The sequence below is a fragment of the Thiomicrorhabdus hydrogeniphila genome, from assembly GCF_054656895.1.
Genome location: NZ_BAAHXL010000001.1, coordinates 753,899 through 775,557 on the forward strand (window position 1 = coordinate 753,899; position 21,659 = coordinate 775,557).

22 protein-coding genes are annotated in these 21,659 nt (G+C 38.0%); 14 read left to right on the forward strand and 8 right to left on the reverse strand.

Going from position 1 to position 21,659, the window contains the following annotated elements; all coding sequences use genetic code 11:
• The first annotated feature begins 170 nt into the window (after positions 1-170).
• The 6 genes from queA (at position 171) to ACYQ0E_RS03210 (ending at position 8,289) form a co-directional block, all read left to right on the forward strand.
• A complete protein-coding gene (gene queA, locus ACYQ0E_RS03185; protein ID WP_460186800.1) occupies positions 171-1,223 on the forward strand; it encodes a tRNA preQ1(34) S-adenosylmethionine ribosyltransferase-isomerase QueA in 1,053 nt (350 codons plus the stop codon).
• Between the two features lie 42 nt (positions 1,224-1,265).
• Entirely contained in the window at positions 1,266-2,381 is a 1,116-nt protein-coding gene (gene tgt / locus ACYQ0E_RS03190) for a tRNA guanosine(34) transglycosylase Tgt (RefSeq protein WP_460186801.1), read from the forward strand.
• A 316-nt stretch (positions 2,382-2,697) separates the two neighbouring features.
• Positions 2,698-3,027: a preprotein translocase subunit YajC gene (gene yajC / locus ACYQ0E_RS03195; RefSeq protein ID WP_460186802.1), complete on the forward strand. Its 330-nt coding sequence runs from the start codon at positions 2,698-2,700 to the stop codon at positions 3,025-3,027.
• Positions 3,028-3,217: 190 nt separating this feature from the next.
• Entirely contained in the window at positions 3,218-5,101 is a 1,884-nt protein-coding gene (gene secD / locus ACYQ0E_RS03200) for a protein translocase subunit SecD (protein ID WP_460186803.1), read from the forward strand.
• Between the two features lie 9 nt (positions 5,102-5,110).
• Positions 5,111-6,142: a protein translocase subunit SecF gene (gene secF, locus ACYQ0E_RS03205; RefSeq protein ID WP_460186804.1), complete on the forward strand. Its 1,032-nt coding sequence runs from the start codon at positions 5,111-5,113 to the stop codon at positions 6,140-6,142.
• 572 nt (positions 6,143-6,714) lie between these two features.
• On the forward strand, positions 6,715-8,289 hold the full coding sequence (locus ACYQ0E_RS03210; protein WP_460186805.1) for a peptide chain release factor 3: 1,575 nt from the start codon (positions 6,715-6,717) through the stop codon (positions 8,287-8,289).
• A 243-nt stretch (positions 8,290-8,532) separates the two neighbouring features.
• Here ACYQ0E_RS03210 and ACYQ0E_RS03215 read toward each other — a convergent pair whose 3' ends face one another.
• The 8 genes from ACYQ0E_RS03215 to ACYQ0E_RS03250 form a co-directional block, all read right to left on the reverse strand.
• A complete protein-coding gene (locus tag ACYQ0E_RS03215) occupies positions 8,533-9,186 on the reverse strand; it encodes an OmpA family protein (protein ID WP_460186806.1) in 654 nt (217 codons plus the stop codon).
• A 376-nt stretch (positions 9,187-9,562) separates the two neighbouring features.
• Entirely contained in the window at positions 9,563-10,921 is a 1,359-nt protein-coding gene (mgtE, locus tag ACYQ0E_RS03220; protein WP_460186807.1) for a magnesium transporter, read from the reverse strand.
• A gap of 393 nt (positions 10,922-11,314) precedes the next feature.
• Positions 11,315-11,647 (reverse strand): ribosome hibernation-promoting factor, HPF/YfiA family, encoded by a 333-nt coding sequence (gene hpf / locus ACYQ0E_RS03225; RefSeq protein ID WP_460186808.1) that lies wholly within the window; start codon positions 11,645-11,647, stop codon positions 11,315-11,317.
• Positions 11,648-11,897: 250 nt separating this feature from the next.
• Positions 11,898-12,620, reverse strand: coding sequence for an LPS export ABC transporter ATP-binding protein (gene lptB, locus ACYQ0E_RS03230; RefSeq protein WP_460186809.1), 723 nt, complete (start codon positions 12,618-12,620; stop codon positions 11,898-11,900).
• A 1-nt stretch (position 12,621) separates the two neighbouring features.
• On the reverse strand, positions 12,622-13,248 hold the full coding sequence (gene lptA / locus ACYQ0E_RS03235; protein WP_460186810.1) for a lipopolysaccharide transport periplasmic protein LptA: 627 nt from the start codon (positions 13,246-13,248) through the stop codon (positions 12,622-12,624).
• Positions 13,249-13,252: 4 nt separating this feature from the next.
• Positions 13,253-13,855, reverse strand: coding sequence for an LPS export ABC transporter periplasmic protein LptC (lptC, locus tag ACYQ0E_RS03240; protein WP_460186811.1), 603 nt, complete (start codon positions 13,853-13,855; stop codon positions 13,253-13,255).
• Positions 13,856-13,875: 20 nt separating this feature from the next.
• Positions 13,876-14,418, reverse strand: a complete 543-nt coding sequence (locus ACYQ0E_RS03245; RefSeq protein ID WP_460186812.1) for a KdsC family phosphatase — start codon at positions 14,416-14,418, stop codon at positions 13,876-13,878.
• A gap of 107 nt (positions 14,419-14,525) precedes the next feature.
• Positions 14,526-15,515: a calcium/sodium antiporter gene (locus tag ACYQ0E_RS03250; RefSeq protein ID WP_460186813.1), complete on the reverse strand. Its 990-nt coding sequence runs from the start codon at positions 15,513-15,515 to the stop codon at positions 14,526-14,528.
• A gap of 247 nt (positions 15,516-15,762) precedes the next feature.
• On the opposite strand from ACYQ0E_RS03250, the gene ACYQ0E_RS03255 reads away from it, so the two are divergent.
• The 8 genes from ACYQ0E_RS03255 (at position 15,763) to ACYQ0E_RS03290 (ending at position 21,644) form a co-directional block, all read left to right on the forward strand.
• Complete coding sequence (locus ACYQ0E_RS03255; RefSeq protein ID WP_460186814.1) at positions 15,763-16,386, forward strand: DUF72 domain-containing protein; 624 nt, start codon at positions 15,763-15,765, stop codon at positions 16,384-16,386.
• Between the two features lie 263 nt (positions 16,387-16,649).
• Positions 16,650-17,447, forward strand: coding sequence for an ATP-binding cassette domain-containing protein (locus tag ACYQ0E_RS03260; protein ID WP_460186815.1), 798 nt, complete (start codon positions 16,650-16,652; stop codon positions 17,445-17,447).
• Between the two features lie 66 nt (positions 17,448-17,513).
• A complete protein-coding gene (gene mlaE, locus ACYQ0E_RS03265; protein WP_460186816.1) occupies positions 17,514-18,335 on the forward strand; it encodes a lipid asymmetry maintenance ABC transporter permease subunit MlaE in 822 nt (273 codons plus the stop codon).
• Positions 18,336-18,372: 37 nt separating this feature from the next.
• Positions 18,373-18,843: an outer membrane lipid asymmetry maintenance protein MlaD gene (mlaD, locus tag ACYQ0E_RS03270; RefSeq protein WP_460186817.1), complete on the forward strand. Its 471-nt coding sequence runs from the start codon at positions 18,373-18,375 to the stop codon at positions 18,841-18,843.
• Between the two features lies 1 nt (position 18,844).
• On the forward strand, positions 18,845-19,504 hold the full coding sequence (locus ACYQ0E_RS03275) for an MlaC/ttg2D family ABC transporter substrate-binding protein (protein ID WP_460186818.1): 660 nt from the start codon (positions 18,845-18,847) through the stop codon (positions 19,502-19,504).
• A 2-nt stretch (positions 19,505-19,506) separates the two neighbouring features.
• Positions 19,507-19,806, forward strand: coding sequence for an STAS domain-containing protein (locus tag ACYQ0E_RS03280; protein ID WP_460186819.1), 300 nt, complete (start codon positions 19,507-19,509; stop codon positions 19,804-19,806).
• A gap of 141 nt (positions 19,807-19,947) precedes the next feature.
• Positions 19,948-20,865 carry an ABC transporter ATP-binding protein gene (locus tag ACYQ0E_RS03285; RefSeq protein WP_460186820.1) on the forward strand — a complete coding sequence of 306 codons (918 nt, stop codon included), beginning with the start codon at positions 19,948-19,950 and terminating at the stop codon, positions 20,863-20,865.
• Positions 20,865-21,644, forward strand: coding sequence for an ABC transporter permease (locus ACYQ0E_RS03290; protein ID WP_460186821.1), 780 nt, complete (start codon positions 20,865-20,867; stop codon positions 21,642-21,644). The genes ACYQ0E_RS03285 and ACYQ0E_RS03290 overlap by 1 nt, the downstream gene beginning before the upstream one ends.
• The last annotated feature ends 15 nt before the right edge of the window (positions 21,645-21,659 follow it).

Below are 21,659 nucleotides of genomic sequence, written 5' to 3' on the forward strand. Positions count from 1 at the left end.
ATTTGTTTAATAACCTTGTTTTGTTGAGCCTAGGCAATATAACAGCTTGAAAATAAAGACACAATCAGCGAAAATAGCGCCCCTTTATTCTATGGATAAATGGGCGTTTTTTGTTTAAGTGATTGAACCATTATTTAAAACCACTAAAAAACCGCTGATTTAATACTTTTGTGAAACGACAAGACTTCTTTTTTGACCTTCCTGACAATCTGATTGCTCAACAACCACCTAAACAACGACGCGATAGTCGTTTGTTAGTGATGTCGGATGCCCAGGCGGATTATGCGTTAGTAGACGCTAAATTCCCAGATTTACTAAACTATTTACAGTCTAATGATTTATTGGTTTTTAATAATACCAAAGTGATTCCTGCACGCTTGTTTGGGCAAAAGGCATCGGGTGGTAAAATTGAACTGTTAATTGAGCGAGTGGTGGATCACCAAACCTTATTAACGCATATTCGCTCAAGTCGCTCGCCCAAACCCGGCACCATTTTAACCATAGAAAATGCGTTTGATGTTGAGGTGCTTGGCCGCCAAGACGCTTTATTTATTGTTAAAGTTTTGTCTGAAAAAACCGCTTTAGAACTGGTTGAGGCGCATGGTCATATGCCATTGCCACCTTATATTGAGCGCCAAGAAGATGAAGAAGCCGATAAAGAGCGTTATCAGACCGTTTATTCGCAAAAACCTGGAGCCGTAGCGGCACCCACAGCGGGTTTGCATTTTGATAATGAGTTAATGGCTGATATTAAAGCCAAAGGTATTGATATTGGTTTTGTAACCTTGCATGTAGGCGCAGGTACATTTAAACCTGTTCAGGTAGATAATATTGCTGAACACGTTATGCATTCAGAGCATTTAGAGGTTTTACCAGGCCTGGTAAAACAGGTTGAGACCGCACGTAAAAACGGTGGCCGAGTCATTGCGGTGGGTACAACGTCTGTACGCTGTTTAGAAAGTGCCGCCAAGTTTAGCGAAACCGGCCACATTGCGCCTTACCAAGGTGAAACCGATATTTTTATTACCCCTGGATATCAATTTAAAGAAGTGGATGTTTTGTTAACTAATTTTCACCTGCCAGAATCCACCTTAATTATGCTGGTATCCGCTTTAGCCGGGTATGACAGAACCATGGCGGCTTATCAACATGCCGTAGAACAGCAATATCGCTTTTTTAGTTATGGTGATGCGATGTTAGTTTTTCCCAAAAGCCAATCATAATTTTAAGAATGAATGTTTATACAGAATTAAATAGGAACAATAATGGAATTTGAATTAGATAATACCGATGGCCGTGCGCGCAGAGGGCGTTTAAAGTTTGCACGTGGCGTGGTTGAAACCCCAGCATTTATGCCTGTAGGTACTTATGGTTCTGTAAAAGGTATGACCCCTGAAGAAGTTAAAGAAACGGGGGCGCAAATCATTTTAGGTAATACTTTTCATTTAGCATTACGCCCTGGTACCGACATTATTGAACTGCACGGTGATTTACACGACTTTACACATTGGCAAGGCCCCATCTTAACGGATTCTGGCGGTTTTCAAGTGTTTAGTCTGGGTAAAATGCGCAAGATAAAAGAAGAGGGTGTGACTTTTAATAGCCCGGTAAACGGCGCCAAAATCTTTTTAGGGCCAGAAGAATCAATGGAGATTCAGCGCAAGTTAGGGTCGGATATTGTGATGATTTTTGACGAATGCACGCCGTATCCTGCTGACCATAAAACCGCACGTGTTTCTATGGAATTATCTTTGCGTTGGGCAGAACGTTCAAAAACGGCGCATGGTGATAGTCCAGCCGCTTTATTTGGTATTGTGCAGGGTGGTATGTATGAAGACTTGCGCATTGAATCTATTAAAGGCTTAAAAGACATTGGTTTTGATGGCTATGCCATTGGCGGTCTTTCGGTAGGTGAGCCTAAAGAAGAGATGATGGCTACCTTAGATTTTACTGAACCTCATATGCCAAAAGACAAACCCCGTTATTTAATGGGCGTGGGTAAACCAGAAGATTTAGTCGAATCGGTTCGCCGTGGTATTGATATGTTTGATTGTGTTATGCCAACGCGTAATGCTAGAAACGGATTTTTATTTAGCCGAGAAGGCGTGGTTAAGCTACGTAACGCCAAACATAAAACCAGCTTAAAACCGATAGATGAAAAGTGCACTTGCTACACCTGCCAAAACTACACGTTGGCCTATTTACATCACCTAGATAAGTGCAAAGAGATTCAAGGGGCACGTTTAAACACCATTCATAACTTACATTATTACCAAGATTTAATGCAAGGGATGCGTGATGCGATTGCTGCCAATGCGTTAGATGCGTTTGTACAAAATTTTTATGATGGAATAGGGCGTCCAGTACCGCCATTAGATTAAAAATGTTTGGCTAAAATGATTAAAAACACATTTAATTTAAGGTTTACACTTTAAAATGCATTAAAACCCCTTATAGATAAGTGGTTACGCTACGAAAACATGGCGAATAAATGAATTACCAGGCCTGGTAAAAAGCTTGTGTACTTGGTTATTTACAGGGTTTTAGGCAATATTTTAGGTTGAGTGCGATATGAATTTGATTCAATCGTTACATAATAGTTACTTAATCCGTTTTTGAACGTATTTAGCTTAGATTTTTTAAGCTAGCTGTGCCAAAATACAACGATTGATTTTTTTGATATTAGGAGTAAAACATATGAGCTTTTTTATTAGCGATGCAATGGCAGAAGGAACAACAGCGGCAGCGGGCGGCGGATGGGAAGGTATTATTCCATTAGTCTTATTATTTGTTGTTTTTTACTTTTTATTAATTCGTCCTCAACAGAAAAAAGTAAAAGAGCATAAAGCCTTAGTTGCGGCCATTAAAAAAGGCGATGAAGTCGTTACTTACGGCGGACTTGCGGGAAAAATTCGCGACATGGGTGATAACTTCTGTGAAGTAGAAATTGCTGACAATGTTGTGGTTAAAGTTGAGCGTCAAAATATTTCTCGCTTACTGCCAAAAGGGACACTTAAAGGCGAATAATTCGTTTTTAATTGGAAAGCGAACTTAATACGCTTTCCTTAAGGGGTCATTAGAGCCAATAGGGTTTTAATGCCCCTTTTGTGCTTCTAGGAGAGGTGCTTTATCTCTCAGAGGCCTTTGTACTAAAATTCGTTTATACACGTTATTTAGTACAAAAGCCTCATATTATTTAGAAATCGGAATCGAACTTATGTTTCAAAATCAACAAAAGATCATAGCCAATCGTTATCCTGCATGGAAATATATCTTATTGGTTGTCGTCACCGTTATTGGTTTGACTTACGCCATGCCAAACTTATTTGGTGATGATCCAGCGGTACAAATCTCTCCAGCAAAATCTGTCACCTTTAATGCGGAAACGCAAACGCAAGTTGCTAGTGTTTTAGACAAAGCAGGGTTAAAAGTAAAATCATCTGTTTTTGAAAACGGTAATTTTTTAATTCGTTTTGACAAGACTGAAGATCAGTTAAAAGCAAAATCATTATTAAAAAGTGCACTGGGTCGTCAAGCGGTTGTTGCCTTAAACTTGGCGCCAGCTACCCCTATGTTTTTAAGAGATTTATATGCTTCACCTATGTATCTTGGTTTAGATTTACGAGGGGGCGTTCACTTCTTAATGGATGTGGACATGGAAGCGGCGGTTGATAAAGTTTATCAACGTTATGTTGATGAAATTAAAACCTCATTACGTAAAGAAAAAATACGCTATGTGTCGGTTGAAATTGAAAAAGGTGTGTTAGATATTCAGTTTAAAGATAAGTCCACTTTAGAAGCAGGTGTGGCTAAATTAAACGAAGATTATAGTAAAGACTTTACCATTACTACGGATGAAACAACTGCGGCGCCTAAAGCGATTTTGACTTTATCTAAAGCCACAATAGCAGAAACCAAAAAATACGCTTTACAACAAAACATTACCACTTTGCGTAATCGTATTAATGAGTTAGGTGTGGCTGAACCTGTTATTCAGCAACAGGGCGAACGTCGTATTGTTGTAGAGTTACCTGGTGTGCAAGATACCGCTCGTGCTAAAGAAATCTTAGGGGCAACAGCCACATTAGAATTTCGTTTAGTTGAAGAAAAGGGTGACCCATACCGAGCAGAAAAAACAGGTTACGCTCCTAATGGTTCAATTCTTTACCAATTTCGTGATGGCCGACCAATCTTATTGCAACGACACATTATTGTAAGTGGTGACAACGTTATTAATGCACAATCGGGCATTGATTCACAGCATGGTTCTGCCATGGTTAACGTAACACTTGATGGTGCTGGCGGTAATAAAATGCTAGAAACCACCAAGAAAAACGTGGGCAATCGCATGGCGGTTGTTTATATCGAAAACCGCGTAAATACCATTGAAGTGAATGGCCAAAAAGTTAAAAAACGTGTGGTTACTAAAGACGTCATTAATGCGGCGGTCATTCGTGGCCAGTTTGCTAATCGTTTTCAAATTACAGGTTTAGATTCACCACAAGAAGCACAAGATTTAGCTTTACTACTGCGTGCCGGTGCTTTAGCCGCACCAATGGAAATTGTTGAAGAACGTACCGTTGGGCCAAGCTTAGGGCAAGACAACATTAACCAAGGCTTTATGTCAGTTGTGGTTGGTTTCTTATTAGTGCTGGTGATTATGGCTTGGCGTTATAAAGTGTTTGGTATGGTCGCCAATGTGGCGTTATTGCTTAACCTAATTATTATTGTGGCGGTACTTTCTATGCTGCAAGCAACCTTAACCCTACCAGGTATTGCAGGTATTGTTCTTACCGTCGGTATGGCAGTAGATGCCAACGTGCTGATATTTGAGCGAATACGTGAAGAGATGCGTAATAGCTCAATTCAAACGGCTATTTATGCTGGTTATGAAAAAGCTTTTGTAACGATTGCCGATGCCAATATCACCACGCTATTGGCGGCTGTTGTGTTGTTTAGTTTTGGTACAGGACCTATTAAAGGATTTGCCATTACCTTAACGATTGGGATTATTACCTCAATGTTTACTGCGATTCTTGGAACTCGTGCGATTATTAACCTGCTGTATGGCAATAAGCGTGTTGAGAAAATCTCAATTTAAGGTGACGTTATGAGTAATGAAATGCAAGAAACAACAAATATAAACTTTATGGGACAGCGCGGTATTGCCGTGGCTTTCTCAATTATTATGATTATCGGCTCTTTTGTAGGGTTATGGTACAAGGGGCTAAACTTTGGTATCGACTTTACAGGCGGTACAATTATTGAACTGTCTTACCAAAGCCCAGTTGATTTAAAAGAGCTACGTGCTGATTTAGTTAAGGCAGATTATGGTGAAGCGGTTGCGCAACACTTTGGTTCAGCCGAAGACGTGTTAATACGTATCGCACCGCGTGAAGGATTAAATTCAGCACAGTTAAGTAATAATGTTATGGACACACTTAAAGCCTCTACGGATGAAGATATTACTTTACGCCGTGTTGAGTTTGTTGGTCCGCAAGTGGGGGACGAACTTACTCAAGATGGTGCTTTAGCGGTTTTATATGCCTTATTTGGTATATTAATCTATGTTGCTTTACGTTTTGAGTGGCGTTTTTCGGTAGGGTCGGTTTTGGCCTTGGTGCACGATGTTATTATTACGGTTGGGGTTTTTGCTTGGACCCAAATGCAGTTTGATTTAACCGTGCTGGCGGCTTTACTAGCGGTTATAGGTTACTCGCTTAACGATACGATTGTTGTTTTTGACCGAGTGCGTGAAAACTTTAGAACCATGCGTAATAGTAGCCCGGTTGAGGTGACTAACGTAGCCATTAACCAAATGTTAGCCCGAACCATAATGACCTCTATGACAACCTTGATTGTATTATTAGCGTTGTTTTTTCTTGGAGGTGAAATCATTCACGGTTTTGCGGCAGCATTAATTGTGGGTATCTTTGTTGGTACTTTCTCATCGACTTATGTAGCCAGTGCCATTGCATTATGGTTAGGTGTTTCTAAAGAAGACTTAATGAAAGCACCTTCAGCAGAAATTGATCGTGAAGCGCAAGAAGCAGAAATGCAACGTGCATTTTTAGAAGCTGAAGCCAAGCGTGAAGCTAAGTTAGCCAAGCAAGGTAAAAAATTGGATGAAGAGGAATTATAAGTTTGCTTTAAAGCTTGCTATATATTCATCTCATTAAATTTACCAGGCCTGGTAAATTATAAAAGCCAACTTAATGTTGGTTTTTTTATGCGCAAATATCATCATTTTGTTTTATAGATAAAGGTATCTAAATTGTTTTATTAAAATAAACGCTAGAATAAAATGAGTTGGAATTATATTGTGGAATGTTTTGGATGGAGAAATCCGCCTAATGAGAGTAGGCGGATTAAAGATGTTGTTGTCATAATGAATTTCTAGCAATAACTGTTGTGATACTCATCATAACAACTCAATCAACAAGCAATATTGGGAAATGAAGTAAACCCGCTATTACCTGGCTGAAACATCATGTTTAAGCGAACAAAAAAAGTGTTATTCCAGCGCCTTTAGAATAGTGCCCAAAATGATTAATGTCTAATCAATTAAAATGAAGAAATTGATAGTTTTTGACTAACACTGTGTTTTAGTGAGAATACAAACATTTTATCTCTCATATTGAAATTGGTTTTTTGCGTTAATATCATACAGCTTGTATAATCGCCACACATTTTACAGAGACACATTGAATCGTTATGTCATTACAACTCGAAAGTAGCAAACGTCGTACCTTTGCGATTATATCCCACCCCGATGCAGGTAAAACCACGGTAACTGAAAAGTTACTGTTATATGGTGGTGCGATTCAGATGGCGGGTGCGGTAAAAAGCCGAAAAACCGACCGAGGTGCAACCTCAGACTGGATGAAAATGGAGCAAGAACGTGGTATTTCGGTTGCTTCATCGGTTATGCAGTTTCCATATAAAGACGTAATGATAAACCTGCTAGATACTCCAGGGCATGAAGACTTTTCTGAAGATACCTACCGTACTTTAACGGCAGTGGATTCGGCCTTAATGGTAATAGATGTTGCAAAAGGGGTTGAGGACAGAACCATTAAATTAATGGAAGTTTGTCGTTTACGTACTACGCCCATTTTAACGTTTATAAATAAATTAGACCGTGAAGGTCGTGATCCAATTGATTTAATGGATGAAGTGGAAAGCGTTCTTAAAATAGATTGCGCTCCAATGACTTGGCCAATTGGTATGGGTAAACGTTTTAAAGGTATATATCATTTATATAATGATACGATCCGTTTGTTTTCAGTGGCGGATGGTCAAAATGCCTCTGCAGGTGAGTTAATTGAAGGCATTAATAACCCACGCCTAGATGAATTAATTGGCGATCAAGCCGAAGAACTGCGTGAAGAAGTTGAATTGGTTCAAGGCGCCAGTAATGAGTTTGATTTAGAGGCCTTTTTAGCCGGTACTTTAACCCCTGTTTTCTTTGGCTCTGCGGTAAATAACTTTGGTTTACAAGAGTTATTAGATGGTTTTGCTAAATATGCCCCAACGCCAATGGCACGTGAAACAGAAACACGTACGGTTAAACCTGAAGAAACGAATTTAACTGGCTTTATTTTTAAAATTCAAGCCAATATGGACCCCGCTCACCGTGACCGCGTGGCGTTTATGCGCATAGTGTCAGGTAAGTATGATAAGGGTATGAAACTTAAGCATGTACGTATTGGTAAAGACGTAAAAATTGCTAAAGCCATTACCTTTTTAGCTAACCGACGTGATCAAGCTGAAGAAGCGTACCCTGGTGATATTATTGGTTTGCATAATCACGGAACCATTAAAATTGGCGATACCTTTACGCAAGGTGAAGACCTTAAGTTTACTGGCATACCAAACTTTGCACCTGAATTATTTCGTCGTGCTCAGTTAAAAGATCCAATGAAAATGAAGGCATTGCAAAAAGGCTTAACTCAGTTATCAGAAGAGGGTGCAACGCAATTATTTCGCCCTGTGAATAATAACGATTTAATCTTAGGAGCGGTGGGTATTCTTCAGTTTGAAGTGGTGGCTCAGCGTCTTAAAGATGAATATAACGTTACCTGTTTATTTGAAGCCGTTAACGTCAGCACCGCACGTTGGGTGATTGGCGACAAAGCAGAGATTGAAAAATTTACTTCAAAAGTACGTGAAAACGTAGCGTATGATGCGGCAGATGAATTGGTGTATATTGCACCAACTCGTGTAAATTTAGCCTTAACGGAAGAGCGTTGGCCTAACTTACAATTTGTTGCTACTCGTGAGCACTAATTTTTTGTGAGATGAGTAATCTAAAAAATAAACATGATGTAATGTTTATTTTTTAAATGAATGATTACTCAAACCGAGTAAGTCGAGTAAGCCAAGTAAGCATACCCATAAAAAAGCCAAGCAAATGATATTGCTTGGCTTTTTTATTGATTAAATTTTAATCGTTTTTGCATTAACTCTCGTATTTTAAAATTACCAGGCCTGGTAAAAACAGATTTTGCAGGCCTGGTAACTTAAAACAGATTAGATTTCACTGATTAAGAATGTTACACGACGGTTTAAACGTTTACCTTCGGCAGTTTGGTTGCTGGCAATAGGACGTTCTTCACCATAACCATAAGTTACGATACGGTTAGATGCAATTCCATTATCCATTAAGTAGATTGCTACATTTTTAGCACGGTTTTCAGATAGTTGTTGATTGTAGGCTGTAGAACCATCTGAATCAGTATGACCTTCTACATATACTTTTGTATTTGGATGACTGCTCATTGTATCTAAAACAGGTTTTAGGCGACTTAATTCATAAGGTTCTAATTGTGCTGAACCAGAACGGAAGTTTACGTCTTTTACCTGAACCTGAACATATTCTTGACCACCAATTTGCACGGCAGAAACATCAGTATTTGGATCGTTTGCGGTACCTGCTTTTACATCACCATAAACCTGGCGAGCGGTATAGCCTGCTAAAGCACCCACGGCCACTTTACCCACGTTATTATCCATACCTAAGGCATTGGCTGCTAAAGCACCAGCCACAGCCGCTACACCCGTTAGAACATTACGTTCTTGCTCACGTTCTTGCACAGAGCGGTTTGGATCATTCATAGTTGTACAACCGGTGGTAATAGAAATAAGTGACGCTGTTGCAATAGCGGCGATAAGTTTTTTATTCATGGTTCCATCTCCAATTAGAGGGATTAATTATATGTTTTTTTATTCTTTACGTAATTATAGGGTACACACGAAATATGAAAAAAATAAGGAAATTTTGAGTAGCCCAAACTCGATTTCAATGAATCTCCATTATTTAAATACGATTTATTAAATCATATTTATCCATATTTACCGTTAAAAGAGCTTTTATTCAGCGTCTTTTATTTTGTAAGGTAATGTTTATAGTATGGATAGTTATAGTGGATATGATATAGATTTTCAAGTGATTAGGTGATTAAGTCGATTTTGATACTTAACTGAGAGGCATTGCTTTCAGGAATACCAGGCCTGGTAAAATTAAAACGACTATTTTAAAAAGAGGTTGTATTTACTCTAATTAGAGCAACACAATAGTCGCAAGCCCTAAGAAGACAAAGAAGCCCAATGAGTCCGTTACTGTTGTTAGCATTAACCCCGAAGCCAGGGCTGGGTCAATTTTCATGCGTTGTAACATAATTGGTATCATCGCCCCAGCAAAGGCCGCCGCTAAAAGATTGATCATCATTGCAAAAGCAAAAATTAAACTGAGTTCCGTGCTATCAAACCACAAATAAACACCAAGACCTGTAAATACCGCCCAAATTAATCCGTTTAATAATCCTACCGTTGTTTCTTTAATTAACAGTGAACGACTGTTGCTGCGAGCAAGTTTACCGGTTGCCAAGGCTCTAATCACAATGGTGGCCGTTTGTGTACCTGCAATACCACCCATGCTGGCAATAATGGGCATGAGTACCGCTAATGCCACTACCTTTTCAATAGATGAGTCAAATAGGTTAATAACTAAAGAGGCAAAAATAGCAGTGACTAGATTAATACCTAACCAAAAGGTACGACGTTTTGCTGCACGTTTTGCAGGGGCAAAAATATCTTCGTCTTCATCAAGACCCGCACTGGCCATCTGTGCGTGTTCGGCTTCTTCACGAATAATATCAACCACGTCATCAACAGTGACACGCCCTAAAATCTGGTTGTTTTCATTGACTACGGCAGCGGATAATAGGTCATTTTTTTCAAATATATGTGCTACTTCTTTAGCCGATGTTAAAGCTCTAATACCAGGAATGCGTGAGTCTAAAACATCTTGAACAAGCGTATCTTCATCATGGGTAAGTAAAACGGTGAGTTTTAAAGTACCTACAAATTTGCTTTCACGGTCACGAACAAAGAGTTCAGCGGTAGATTCAGGTAGTTCGCCTAAAGAGCGTAGGTAACGCAATACAACATCTAAACTAACGTCAGCACGTACGGTGATTAAATCCGTACTCATTAAACCACCGGCGGTGTTTTCGGCGTAGGTTAGGGCGGTTTCTACTGCGGTACGGCTTTCTTCTTTTAAAGCGGATAATAAGGTTTGTTGGTCTGATGAATCTAAAGATTGAGCAATGTCGGCAATATCATCGGTTTCTAGGTCTTCGGTGATATCAACAATTTCGTGTGGTTTTAATGACTCTAAAAGGTTGGCGGTTACTTCGTCATTGGTGTGGGTAAGGATTTCACCTTGACGATCTTTATTAACGGCTTCCCATAAAATTTGACGTTCTTTTAAAGGCGTCGACTCTAGAATTTCAGCGATCTCTTCGGCAACTAATTGTGAGAAGAGGTCATCAATTTGTACTTTGTTTTTTGATTCAACGGCAGCAAGTAGCTGCTCAGTCAGCTTGGCTTTATCAATGGCAGAATGGTTTTGTGTCATAGCCATCTCCTTGCGGCTGATGAAAAAATCTTTAAAAAACAAGATTGATTAGATTTTGCAGAGTTTATAACTCTAAATTACCATTCGTTTACTGTGATGGTAAGTTGTGCAAGCTTATTCAATCAAATTTAAGAAAATTTACATAACAAATATACTTTATTGGTTAACAGTAATATTGCTAACGTTGGTCAATTTAATTGATTATTCAAGTAAAATTAATGAATGAACCACTTGAATAAAACGTAATACGCTATGTGGTTAATATTGTAGCAGTTGGTTAGGTATTTGGGGTTTGTATTTGGTGTTATTTAGAGGGAATTTTAGATATAAAAAAACGCCCTTAACAAAAGTTAGGACGTTTTCTATGAATGAGCTTAATATTGGCTTTTAACGTTAAGCTTCTTCAGCGGGCATGCTTTTCACGCCGCCTGATTTTCTATTGTGACTCGTAATTTTTTCTTTGTGTTTCACAATTTGTCGATCTAGCTTATCTACTAAACCATCAATTGATGCGTACATGTCTTCTGAGTCATGTTGTGCAAATAAATCAGTACCTGATGCGTGAACAGTCGCTTCTGCTTTTTGGGACTGTTTTTCAACGGTAAGAATAACGTGTGTATTGGTTACATGATCAAAGTGTCTTGAAAGTTTTCCCATTTTTTCTGAAACATAGTTACGAAGAGCATCGGTAACATCGATATGGTGGCCAGTAATATTTATTTGCATAGTATCGCTCCTTTATATTGTGTCTTTGCGATTCTGCTCAGGTTTGGGCGTAATCATTTTCATGCCCGAGAATGAATTTTAATCTGTTAAATTCCCTGAGTTCAGTTTCAGTATAACACCAAGATTTTAAAATGTGAGTAGGGAATTATTAAGAAAATTTGAAGAGAAAGAGTCTAAGTTGATAAAAATGAATAGATACAACAAGATGGGGTTTTCTTTCATTATCATTTATTTTTATGACTTAATTATACTAGGTAAAGTTCTCACCTAAGTAGACACGTTTAACCTCTTTATGAGCGAGCACTTCTTGTGGTGTGCCAGCGGCTAAAATGGTGCCTGCATGCAAAATATAGGCATTATCGCAAACGCCTAATGTTTCACGTACATTGTGATCGGTAATGAGTACACCAATATCTTTTTCTTTAAGATGCGTAATGATATTTTGAATATCTTTTACTGAAATTGGGTCAACGCCCGCAAAGGGTTCATCTAATAAAATAAAACTGGGTTCCATGGCTAGCGCACGGGCAATTTCTACACGACGACGTTCTCCGCCGGATAAGGCTTGGCCTAGTTGTTCTAATATATGGCCAATTTGTAAGTCATCAATTAGGTTTTCAAATAAGGCGTTTCTTTGATCACGAGAGAGCTCTGGGCGCATTTCTAAGATGGCCATAATGTTTTCTGTAACGGTGAGTTTTCTAAATACGGATGCTTCTTGTGGAAGGTAACCTATACCGAGTTTGGCTCTCTCATGAATGGCTAAGCTGGTGATATCTTGATCGTCTAAAAATATTTGACCATCATCGTTTTTTACCAGGCCTGTCATCATATAAAAGGTCGTGGTTTTACCTGCGCCATTTGGGCCAAGTAAACCAACAACTTGACCACTAAAAACATCAATGTCAACTGAGGTAACAACATGGCGTTTTTTATAACTTTTGGCAAGTTTGCGAGCGTAAAAGTGAGCCATTTTATTGTGCCTGTGCTTCGGTTGATGGGGGTTGTTGTGTTGGGGTGTTTTTAGTGTCGTTTGTGGTCTTGTCTTTAACGGCGTTTTTTTTGTCTGTCGTTGCAGGGTTAAGCGTGACCGAAATACGTTTTTTTTCAGTTTTGGTGCTTTGGGCTTGTAAAGTTTGTTTATCAATATTGTAAAACAGTTCTGGCCCAGATATAAGATGCTTGCCTGGCTGCTCAACTAAGGCGTTACCAATAAGTAAAACCGTTTTATTGAGTACATTGTATTCAATTTTTTGAGCTTTACCTTTTAACCAGGCCTGGTCAACTTGGCTGTAACGTTTAAATGTGGCTGGGTTTCCTGTGGCAATAACACGGGTTAATTGGTTTTTGGGGTGTGAAATATTAACCTTATCCCCTTTAAGCGTTAAGCTTCCTTGGGTAATAACCACATTGCCTGTATAAACGCTTTTACCTGTTTTTTCACTGGCAAGAAGGCTGTCTGCAATGATGTTCACTGGTTGCTGTTCGTCAGGCAAAGTGCTGTTTGTTTCACTCATAGCAAATGGCGATATAGCAAGGCTAGCCAGGGCTAAAATGGCCGTTAGTGTAAAACGAAATATTGGATTGTGCGATGTGTTCATGGGTTTATGGCTCTTTTTCTTGAACGTTTTTTTGCATTGTTTGTGGGTAGTAAGTGCCTTTAACATTAGACAAAAGTTCTAAGTTAGACGTTTTTAAATTTGCTTTTAACCCTGTTCCCGTAGTTTGCCCATTGTATTGTGTAATGATGACATTTGCATCTGTTGTTAGTTCATTAGTTTGCAAATTGTAATTTATGGTATCGGTGGTGAGAGTGGTTGGGTTTTGAGTAGGATCGTTGGGTATTTGTTTAATAATAACTTGGTCTTTAAACTTTAACATAGTATCTTCTCGGCTTTCGCCAGAGAGGCTTGTAAGGGTTGATAAGCCATTTGAATCAATGATTTCAACATGCGGTTTTGTGTATTCGCTTTTTTGTTCATTGTCTTTATAAGCAATTCGTTGTGCTTGAACAATAGATTGTTTGTTTGGTTCGGTAGGTTTAATGTTCCATACAGTGGTATTGGTTGCTTGCCAACTATAGCCGAGCGCTTTTTTACTGTGTAGATTTGAGTTATCTGTATTTTTCGGCTGTAGATTTGTTAGCCATAAAGCTACCGCACTCAGAGCAAGAGTAAAAAGTATGATTTTTAACCGTGAAAAACGCATGAATGATTACCGCTGATTTATCAGCTAAGATCTCTTAAAAAGAAATCCATGTGTTTTTGCCATGTATTTTGTGAGCGCATAATGATTTCACAAACTTCTCTTACGCAACCTTGACCACCGCAAAATTGAGAAATGTAGTGTACTCTTGATTTTACTTCATTATCGCCATCGGCAGGGGTAACGGCTAAACCAATTCGTAATAGAATCGGCAAGTCGAGAATATCATCACCAATATAGGCAATTTCATCAAGCTCTAAGTTGAGTTCTTTAACGAGTTTTAAAAAGGTAGGAAGCTTGTCTGGCACACCTTGATAAACGTGTTTGACCTTTAAGTCATTCATGCGGTTAGTAACAAGCTGAGATTTTCGACCGGTAATAATGCCTATATCGACATTGCTTTTTTGTAAAAGCACCATGCCATGACCATCACGAGTATTAAATGATTTGTATTCTATGCCGTCATCGCTATAAAACAAGCGATTGTCGGTCATGACACCATCAACATCTAAAATAAGAAGTTTAATTTTTTGTGCTTTTTCAATTAGGTGTTCAGGAATGTTCATAGTAAGCCTTTTGCATGCCTTAAGAGGATTTTAATCCCCTTAAAGTAAGTTATTATGAGTTTTATTGCATCTGATCTGCAAGAGACTCATTAAGTTTGGCTTATACTTTAAACACCTGTTGAGCGGAAGTAAAGCGTGATGAGGTAAGTGATAAATAAAGCAAGTAGTAATAACCCCTTACCTTTAGAAATGACAGCAGAGCCTTTTCTAGGTAAAGCCATTACTAGCATAAGCAAAGTAAAGCCAAGCATAATGGGTAAATCAATATTTAATACGTCAGTATCTAGAACCGATGGCGCTAATAAGGCTGGCACGGCCAAAACGGCTAAAATGTTAAATAGGTTAGAACCGACAATATTACCTATCATTAAATCGGCTTCGTTTTTACGTGCAGCTGCAATAGCAGCGGCCAGCTCTGGTAAGCTTGTGCCAATAGCGATAATGGTTAAACCAATCACCACATCAGGCACCTCAAAATAGTGAGCAATGCTTTCTGCACCAGATACCATCATTTTTGCACTTAACATCAAAATAATTAACCCACCAATCAGGTAAATAAGCGCTTTGTTTTTACCCAGTTCTGGTAAGTCATCTAATTCGTGTTGCGTTTCTGTTGCTATGGGGTCATTTTTATCAACGGTTTTATTGGCTTTAATCATCCAAATCATCACAATAACTAACGCAGAAACTAAAATAATACCGTCTGGAATGGATAATTCACCATCAAGAACTAAGAGGTAAGCACCAATTGAAATGGCAAGCAAAATGGGAAGTTCACGTTTTATAATAGAGGACTTAACGGCGATAGGTACTAAAAGAGCGGTAACCCCTAAAACTAAACCGATATTAGCGATATTAGAACCTACGGCATTACCAATGGCCAGGCCGGGACTACCGTTTAGTGAAGCAAGAACTGCGACTACAACTTCAGGCATTGATGTTCCAAAGCCAAGTACAACAACCCCGATAACTAAAGGCGATATTGAGTGGTGTTTTGCTGTGCTTGCAGCGCCTTCAATAAAAATATCGGAGCTCCAAACAAGGAGTATAAGTCCAATAATAAGAAGGACGCTTGGTAGCAATAGTGTTGATAACATACCCATCTGCCTTTTTGTGTGTTCGTCAAAAATCTGAGCGAGGATTATAACTAAAATAATTATGGAAATAAACTTTGTTTATGGTTGCTCCATCATTTGATTTTATACAGAATTTCATTTGATAATGTTTTATTTTCGTTTAAAGGCTTCATAATATGATTCCCAGGGCTTTTTACAATGTTTAAGATTAAGTGTTGGTGGGCTAGGTAAAAACAAAATTCAATGAGCGAGTAATGGGCGTGGCAATATGAATAAAAAGATAGAAAATCTACAAATAGGTACTTACGGTTGGCAATATGATTGTTGGCGAGGTTATTTTTATCCCGAAGAGCTACCAATGGAATGGATGTTAGATTTTTACGGTAATACTTATCGAACGGTACTTGTTCCAGAATCTATATGGCTAGCTTGGGATAAGGATGAAATGGAAGAAACTTGTGATGCTGTAGAAGGCGAGTTTTGTTTTTATTTTGAAGTTTTAGCAAGCTTTAATGGTGCAAATGAAATGCTAACCAAGCAACTAGCACACATTGTAGATGTGTTTAAAGAGCGTGCATGTGGCGTGGTGGTGTTTACTGAAGATAAAGTTGATGTACATTTGTATCGTCCATTACCCGTTACGCAGGTTTCAAATACACAAAAATTAACAGGCTGGCAGTGGACGTATAATCAAACAACCTGTTCGGGTGCTATTTGCGGTGTGTTGTTACAGCAAGAATTAGAACCCAAACAGCAAACGCAAGTATTGCAAAGTTTTATGGAATCTTTACCTAAAGAGATTACAGGGGCACCTTTATTAATTAAAGCAGATGAAATAGATATGAAGCAAACCTTTAATCTTAAGACTATAGGTGAGTTTTTGGGGTATTAATTCATTAGTCTTTAGTTAAAACGCTTAGATAAAATTAAAAAAAGATGAGTGATAAAAAATATATTGAATAGAATTGGCTATCTTTATATTAAGCATTAATTAAATGCGATAAAATACCAGGCCTGGTAATTTAAAAATGCTTTTTATATAGCAACCTTAGCATAGGAATTTGAAAATATTTTTTATGTTTAAAGGCTTAAAATAAGGCTGAATAGAAGTTTTTACATAAGAAAAAATGTAATGATTTCTAATAATGATTAAGTATGCAAGAACAGATATTAATTGAAATTAAAAACTTAAAGTTTTCGCGCGGTGATAGAAAAATCTTTGACGATATCTCTTTGAGTATTCCCAAAGGTAAAGTTACGGCGGTTATGGGGCCAAGTGGTTCAGGTAAAACAACGCTTCTAAAACTCATAGCGGGTCAGTTACAGCCAGATTCAGGTGAAATTTATGTTGAAGGTGAAAATGTACATAAATTGCCTCGCAAAAACCTATATCAATTAAGACGTAAAATGGGCATGCTGTTTCAAAGTGGTGCTTTATTAACGGATTTAAACGTATTTGATAATGTGGCTTTTCCGTTAAGAGAACACACAAAATTGCCAGAATCGGTTATTTATCCATTGGTGTTAATGAAGTTGCAAGCCGTGGGTTTACGTGGTGCTAAAGATTTAATGCCAGCTGAACTTTCTGGCGGAATGTCGCGCCGAGTTGCATTAGCAAGAGGCATTGCCTTAGACCCAGAAATGATTTTTTATGATGAACCTTTTGTTGGTCAAGATCCTATTACAATGGGTGTGTTAGTAAAATTGATTCGTGAATTAAATGACAGCTTAAAACTCACTAGCGTTGTGGTTTCACATGATGTAAATGAAGTCTTATCTATTGCTGACTATGTCTGTGTGATTTCTGAAGGTAAAATTATTGCTCAGGGAACTAAAGACGACTTGTTAAAAGAAAAAACAGGTTATGTGAATCAATTTATACATGGATTACCTGACGGCCCCGTTCCATTTCATTATTCGAGTGAATCTTATATGGATGATATGTCTAAGTAAGGCTTTATTCTGCCCAGTTTAAAATTGAAATACCAACATATTTAATACAGAGATGAATTAATCACAATGAGCCAATCAAATCACAATAAAACAACAGCTAAGCCTATGCTTGGTTTGGGGTTTTTACAATCGTTGGGTAGAGATACATTGTCAATATTCGGCGCTTTTGGCCGTGGAACATTTTTCTTATTGTCTTTAATTCCTGCATTACCGTACTCTTTATGGCGTATGGATTTATTAACAAAACAAATCTATGTTACGGGTGTTTTATCGTTGCCAATTATTCTTACCGCAGGTTTGTTTGTTGGCATGGTATTAAGTTTGCAAGGATACAATGTATTAGTTGATTATAATTCTGCAGAAGCCGTTGGTACCATGACCGCACTTTCTTTATTGCGTGAGCTTGGCCCTGTAGTGGCGGCTTTATTATTTGCAGGCCGTGCGGGTTCAGCCTTAACAGCAGAGATTGGTTTAATGCGCTCAACAGAACAGCTTTCTGCTTTAGAAATGATGGCTATTGACCCGTTAAAATACATTTACGCGCCACGTCTTACCGCTTCGATTATTGCTTTACCTTTATTAACGCTATTGTTTACTGCTTTAGGTATTATTGGTGGTTATTTAGTTGCGGTAGGTTGGCTAGGTGTGGATGAAGGGTCTTTTTGGTCACAAATGAATAGTCATGTTGATTGGAGTGAAGATGTAATGAACGGCATTATTAAATCTGTCGCATTTGCGATTTTGATTTCAATTATTGCCTTGTACCAAGGTTTTGATGCCATTCCAACTTCTGAAGGGGTGAGTAATGCAACCACTCGAACTGTGGTTCATAGCTCTCTTGGTGTTCTAGGTTTAGACTTTATTTTAACAACGTTAATGTTTAATTAATTCAATACATATTTTTACGATATTTAAGGAAATCCCCATGAAACGACAAGCAAAAATTGAAATTTGGGTAGGAGCGTTTGTATTAATGAGCATTCTTGCCTTGGTGATGATTGCTTTTCAGGTGAGTAACTTCAGCGCATTTAAAGAAAAACCAAGCTATCATGTTCATGCGCTATTTGACAATATAGGTGGTTTAAAAGTAAGAGCGCCAGTCAAAATGAGTGGTGTTGTTATAGGTCGTGTAACGGATATTACTGTTGACCCAAGATCTTTTAAAGCACGAGTTAATATGAAAATTGATGAAACTTATAATGACTTGCCATTAGATTCTTCGGCTTCAATTTTAACGTCAGGGTTATTAGGTGACCAATATGTTGGAATAGATATTGGTGGAGATACAGATGTGCTTAAAGACGGTGATGATATTGAACTAACACAATCTGCACTTGTTTTAGAAAACTTAATCAGTCAATTTTTAGTCAAGTTTAGTGATAGTGGAGATAAATAATATGCAATCTATGCCTTTAGTTCATTCAAATACGATTAAGTTATTTTTAGCCGCTGTTTTTATGAGTTTGTTTAGCAGTTTAACTTTTGCGAGTGCACTGGTTATTAAACAAGACGATCCTAAAACAATGGTATTAGATCTTTCAAATACTGTTATTACCCAATTAAATCAAAATCGTGAGGCTTTGGAGGGTAATCCCGCTAAGATTAAAGAGTTTGCTTTAGCTTATGTTTTACCTTATATCGATACCGATAAAATGGCGCGTTATGTAATGGGTAAACACTGGCGTAGTGCTAATGATCAACAGCAAACACAATTTGTTGATGCGTTTACCAATACGTTAATTCGCTCCTATTCACAGAGTTTACTTAAGTTAAATATCGACTCTGTTGATATTAAAAATGCACAAGAAGAAAAGCCTGGTAGAGCAACGGTGGCCTCAAGTGTATTACAGTCAGATGGCAACCGTTCAGAAGTGGTATATAGACTTTATTTGAATAAAAAAACACATAAATGGATGTTATACGATATTTCAGTTGAAGGAATTAGCATGTTGCTGAGCTATCGTAAAGCGTATGATTCGGATATCTCTAAAAAAGGTCTTAATGCCGTTATTACAGAAATGCAGTCTAAAAATGCTGAATTTAACGGAAAAGCATAGTTGTGGCTAACAATATCGTAAAAACCTCTGAAAACTGGATTGAATCAGAAGCGACCTTGGTGTTGCCAGAAACAATCAGTATTGATGTGTTGGCAGAAGTGCTTAAACAAAATAAGTGGTTATTATTACCGGTTAAAAAAGTTGATTTTTCTAAGGTTACTAAGGCCGATAGTGCTATTTTGGCTGTATTATTGATTTGGTCAGCAAACGTAACCGACAAACTAAAAATTATTCAGTTACCCGAAGAGTTAAAAACGTTAATTACTCTTTACGGCTTAGAGGACGTTATTGAGTTGGTGTAATAGGCTTGCTTGTTAATGATTGCAAGTTCACTCCAAGTATATTTAACTCAATTTATAAACAAGATTTTTCATTCATTCTAGAATGCATTTTAAATAGGGCTTTAAAAGCCCTATTTTTATTTTAAAGAAAAAGGATTTTGCATGGCATTGTCGGTTCAATTTAACAATGTGGTTAAAGAATATGCTGATTTACAAGCGCTTAAAGGTGTCTCTTTTGATGTAGAAGAGGGCGCTTTTTTTGGTCTGTTAGGGCCAAATGGAGCAGGTAAATCAACGCTTATTAATTCGATGTCTGGATTAGTTGTACCGACGTCGGGTGATATTAAAGTTCATGGTTATGATGTGATTCATGACTATCGTCAAGCGCGCCGTATTTTAGGTTTAGTGCCTCAAGAGTTAATTGCCGATCCTTTCTTTTCTATTAAAGAATTGCTGGAACTTCAATCTGGGTATTTTGGAATGAAAGGGCCACAACAAAAAAAGTGGATTGACGAGTTACTGGAAAGGTTGGCTTTAGCCGATAAAGCGAATGCAAATACCAGTCAACTATCGGGCGGTATGAAACGTCGAGTATTGATTGCGATGGCTTTGGTGCATAAACCTAAGGTATTGGTTTTGGATGAACCAACTGCTGGCGTTGACGTTGATTTACGACGTACTCTTTGGGATTTTACAAAAGAACTTCATCAACAAGGGCATACCATTATTTTGACCACGCATTATTTAGAAGAGGCCGAAGCCTTGTGTGACCGTGTGGCGATTATGCAAAAAGGCCAAATTAAAGCGCTGGATGATACGCAAAAACTGCTTTCAAAACATCCATATCGTTATTTACGTGTCAATGTATCTACAATACTGCCCAAGCTTACCGGCGCTTTAGCGGACTTGCTTGTTGAGCAAGAACATAATGGGTATGTGTTTCAAATAGACAAAGAGAGTTCAATGACGGATGTATTAGGGTTAATTGACAAGCAGGGATTAGATGTTACCGATGTTAGTAGCCGAGATGCCACTTTAGAAGAGGTCTTTTTAGACCTAACGGCAGAGGGGGATAAATAATGTCTTCAATGTTTAGTTTTAATTTTACTGGGTTTTGGGCGCTTTTTATTAAAGAGGTTCGCCGTTTTTATTCAGTTGTGGTGCAAACTGTTTTTGCTCCTGTGGTTTCTACTTTGTTATATTTATTGGTGTTTGGACAGGTTATAGATTCTAAGATTGAGGTTTATACAGGACTTTCATACAGTCAATTTTTAATACCTGGCCTGGTAATGATGGCGATTTTACAAAATGCGTTTTCAAATACCTCATCGAGTTTGATTCAATCAAAAATGCACGGAAATTTAACCTTTGTTTTATTAAGCCCAATCTCGCCTTTTGAACTGTATATGGCATTTGTGGCGGCTTCTATTGTGCGTGGTTTAGCGGTTGGATTGGGTATTTTATTGGTTGGTATTATCTGGTTTGATTTAACTTGGATTCAGCCTCTATGGATTATTGTTTTTGCTATTTTAAGTGCAGCAATGATGGGGGGCTTAGGAATGCTTGCTGGAATTATTTCTGAAAAATACGACCATTTAGCGGCATTTCAAAATTTTGTTATTATGCCTTTAACGTTTTTAAGCGGCGTGTTTTATTCTATTCATGCTTTACCGCAAGTTTGGCAAGATATCTCGCATTTTAATCCATTTTTTTATATGGTCGATGGATTCCGCTACGGTTTTTTTGAACAGTCAGATGTGTCTGTTTACCTAAGTTTAACGGTTACAAGCATGTTTGTGGTTTTGGTTTCAGCGATAAATCTGATTTTATTGAATAAAGGCGTTAAAATACGCCAATAAATTTTTATAGGAAGC

Bases quoted from the DNA above. Each gene is read 5' to 3' on its own strand.
- secD (WP_460186803.1), top strand. From the start codon at position 3,218: ATGTTTCAAAATCAACAAAAGATCATAGCCAATCGTTATCCTGCATGG.
- ACYQ0E_RS03245 (WP_460186812.1), bottom strand. From the start codon at position 14,418: ATGAACATTCCTGAACACCTAATTGAAAAAGCACAAAAAATTAAACTT.
- ACYQ0E_RS03275 (WP_460186818.1), top strand. From the start codon at position 18,845: ATGCAATCTATGCCTTTAGTTCATTCAAATACGATTAAGTTATTTTTA.
- yajC (WP_460186802.1), top strand. From the start codon at position 2,698: ATGAGCTTTTTTATTAGCGATGCAATGGCAGAAGGAACAACAGCGGCA.
- ACYQ0E_RS03290 (WP_460186821.1), top strand. From the start codon at position 20,865: ATGTCTTCAATGTTTAGTTTTAATTTTACTGGGTTTTGGGCGCTTTTT.
- ACYQ0E_RS03255 (WP_460186814.1), top strand. From the start codon at position 15,763: ATGAATAAAAAGATAGAAAATCTACAAATAGGTACTTACGGTTGGCAA.
- secF (WP_460186804.1), top strand. From the start codon at position 5,111: ATGAGTAATGAAATGCAAGAAACAACAAATATAAACTTTATGGGACAG.
- hpf (WP_460186808.1), bottom strand. From the start codon at position 11,647: ATGCAAATAAATATTACTGGCCACCATATCGATGTTACCGATGCTCTT.
- lptB (WP_460186809.1), bottom strand. From the start codon at position 12,620: ATGGCTCACTTTTACGCTCGCAAACTTGCCAAAAGTTATAAAAAACGC.
- mgtE (WP_460186807.1), bottom strand. From the start codon at position 10,921: ATGACACAAAACCATTCTGCCATTGATAAAGCCAAGCTGACTGAGCAG.
- ACYQ0E_RS03285 (WP_460186820.1), top strand. From the start codon at position 19,948: ATGGCATTGTCGGTTCAATTTAACAATGTGGTTAAAGAATATGCTGAT.
- lptC (WP_460186811.1), bottom strand. From the start codon at position 13,855: ATGCGTTTTTCACGGTTAAAAATCATACTTTTTACTCTTGCTCTGAGT.
- ACYQ0E_RS03260 (WP_460186815.1), top strand. From the start codon at position 16,650: ATGCAAGAACAGATATTAATTGAAATTAAAAACTTAAAGTTTTCGCGC.
- mlaE (WP_460186816.1), top strand. From the start codon at position 17,514: ATGAGCCAATCAAATCACAATAAAACAACAGCTAAGCCTATGCTTGGT.
- ACYQ0E_RS03215 (WP_460186806.1), bottom strand. From the start codon at position 9,186: ATGAATAAAAAACTTATCGCCGCTATTGCAACAGCGTCACTTATTTCT.
- lptA (WP_460186810.1), bottom strand. From the start codon at position 13,248: ATGAACACATCGCACAATCCAATATTTCGTTTTACACTAACGGCCATT.
- ACYQ0E_RS03210 (WP_460186805.1), top strand. From the start codon at position 6,715: ATGTCATTACAACTCGAAAGTAGCAAACGTCGTACCTTTGCGATTATA.
- mlaD (WP_460186817.1), top strand. From the start codon at position 18,373: ATGAAACGACAAGCAAAAATTGAAATTTGGGTAGGAGCGTTTGTATTA.
- tgt (WP_460186801.1), top strand. From the start codon at position 1,266: ATGGAATTTGAATTAGATAATACCGATGGCCGTGCGCGCAGAGGGCGT.
- ACYQ0E_RS03250 (WP_460186813.1), bottom strand. From the start codon at position 15,515: ATGTTATCAACACTATTGCTACCAAGCGTCCTTCTTATTATTGGACTT.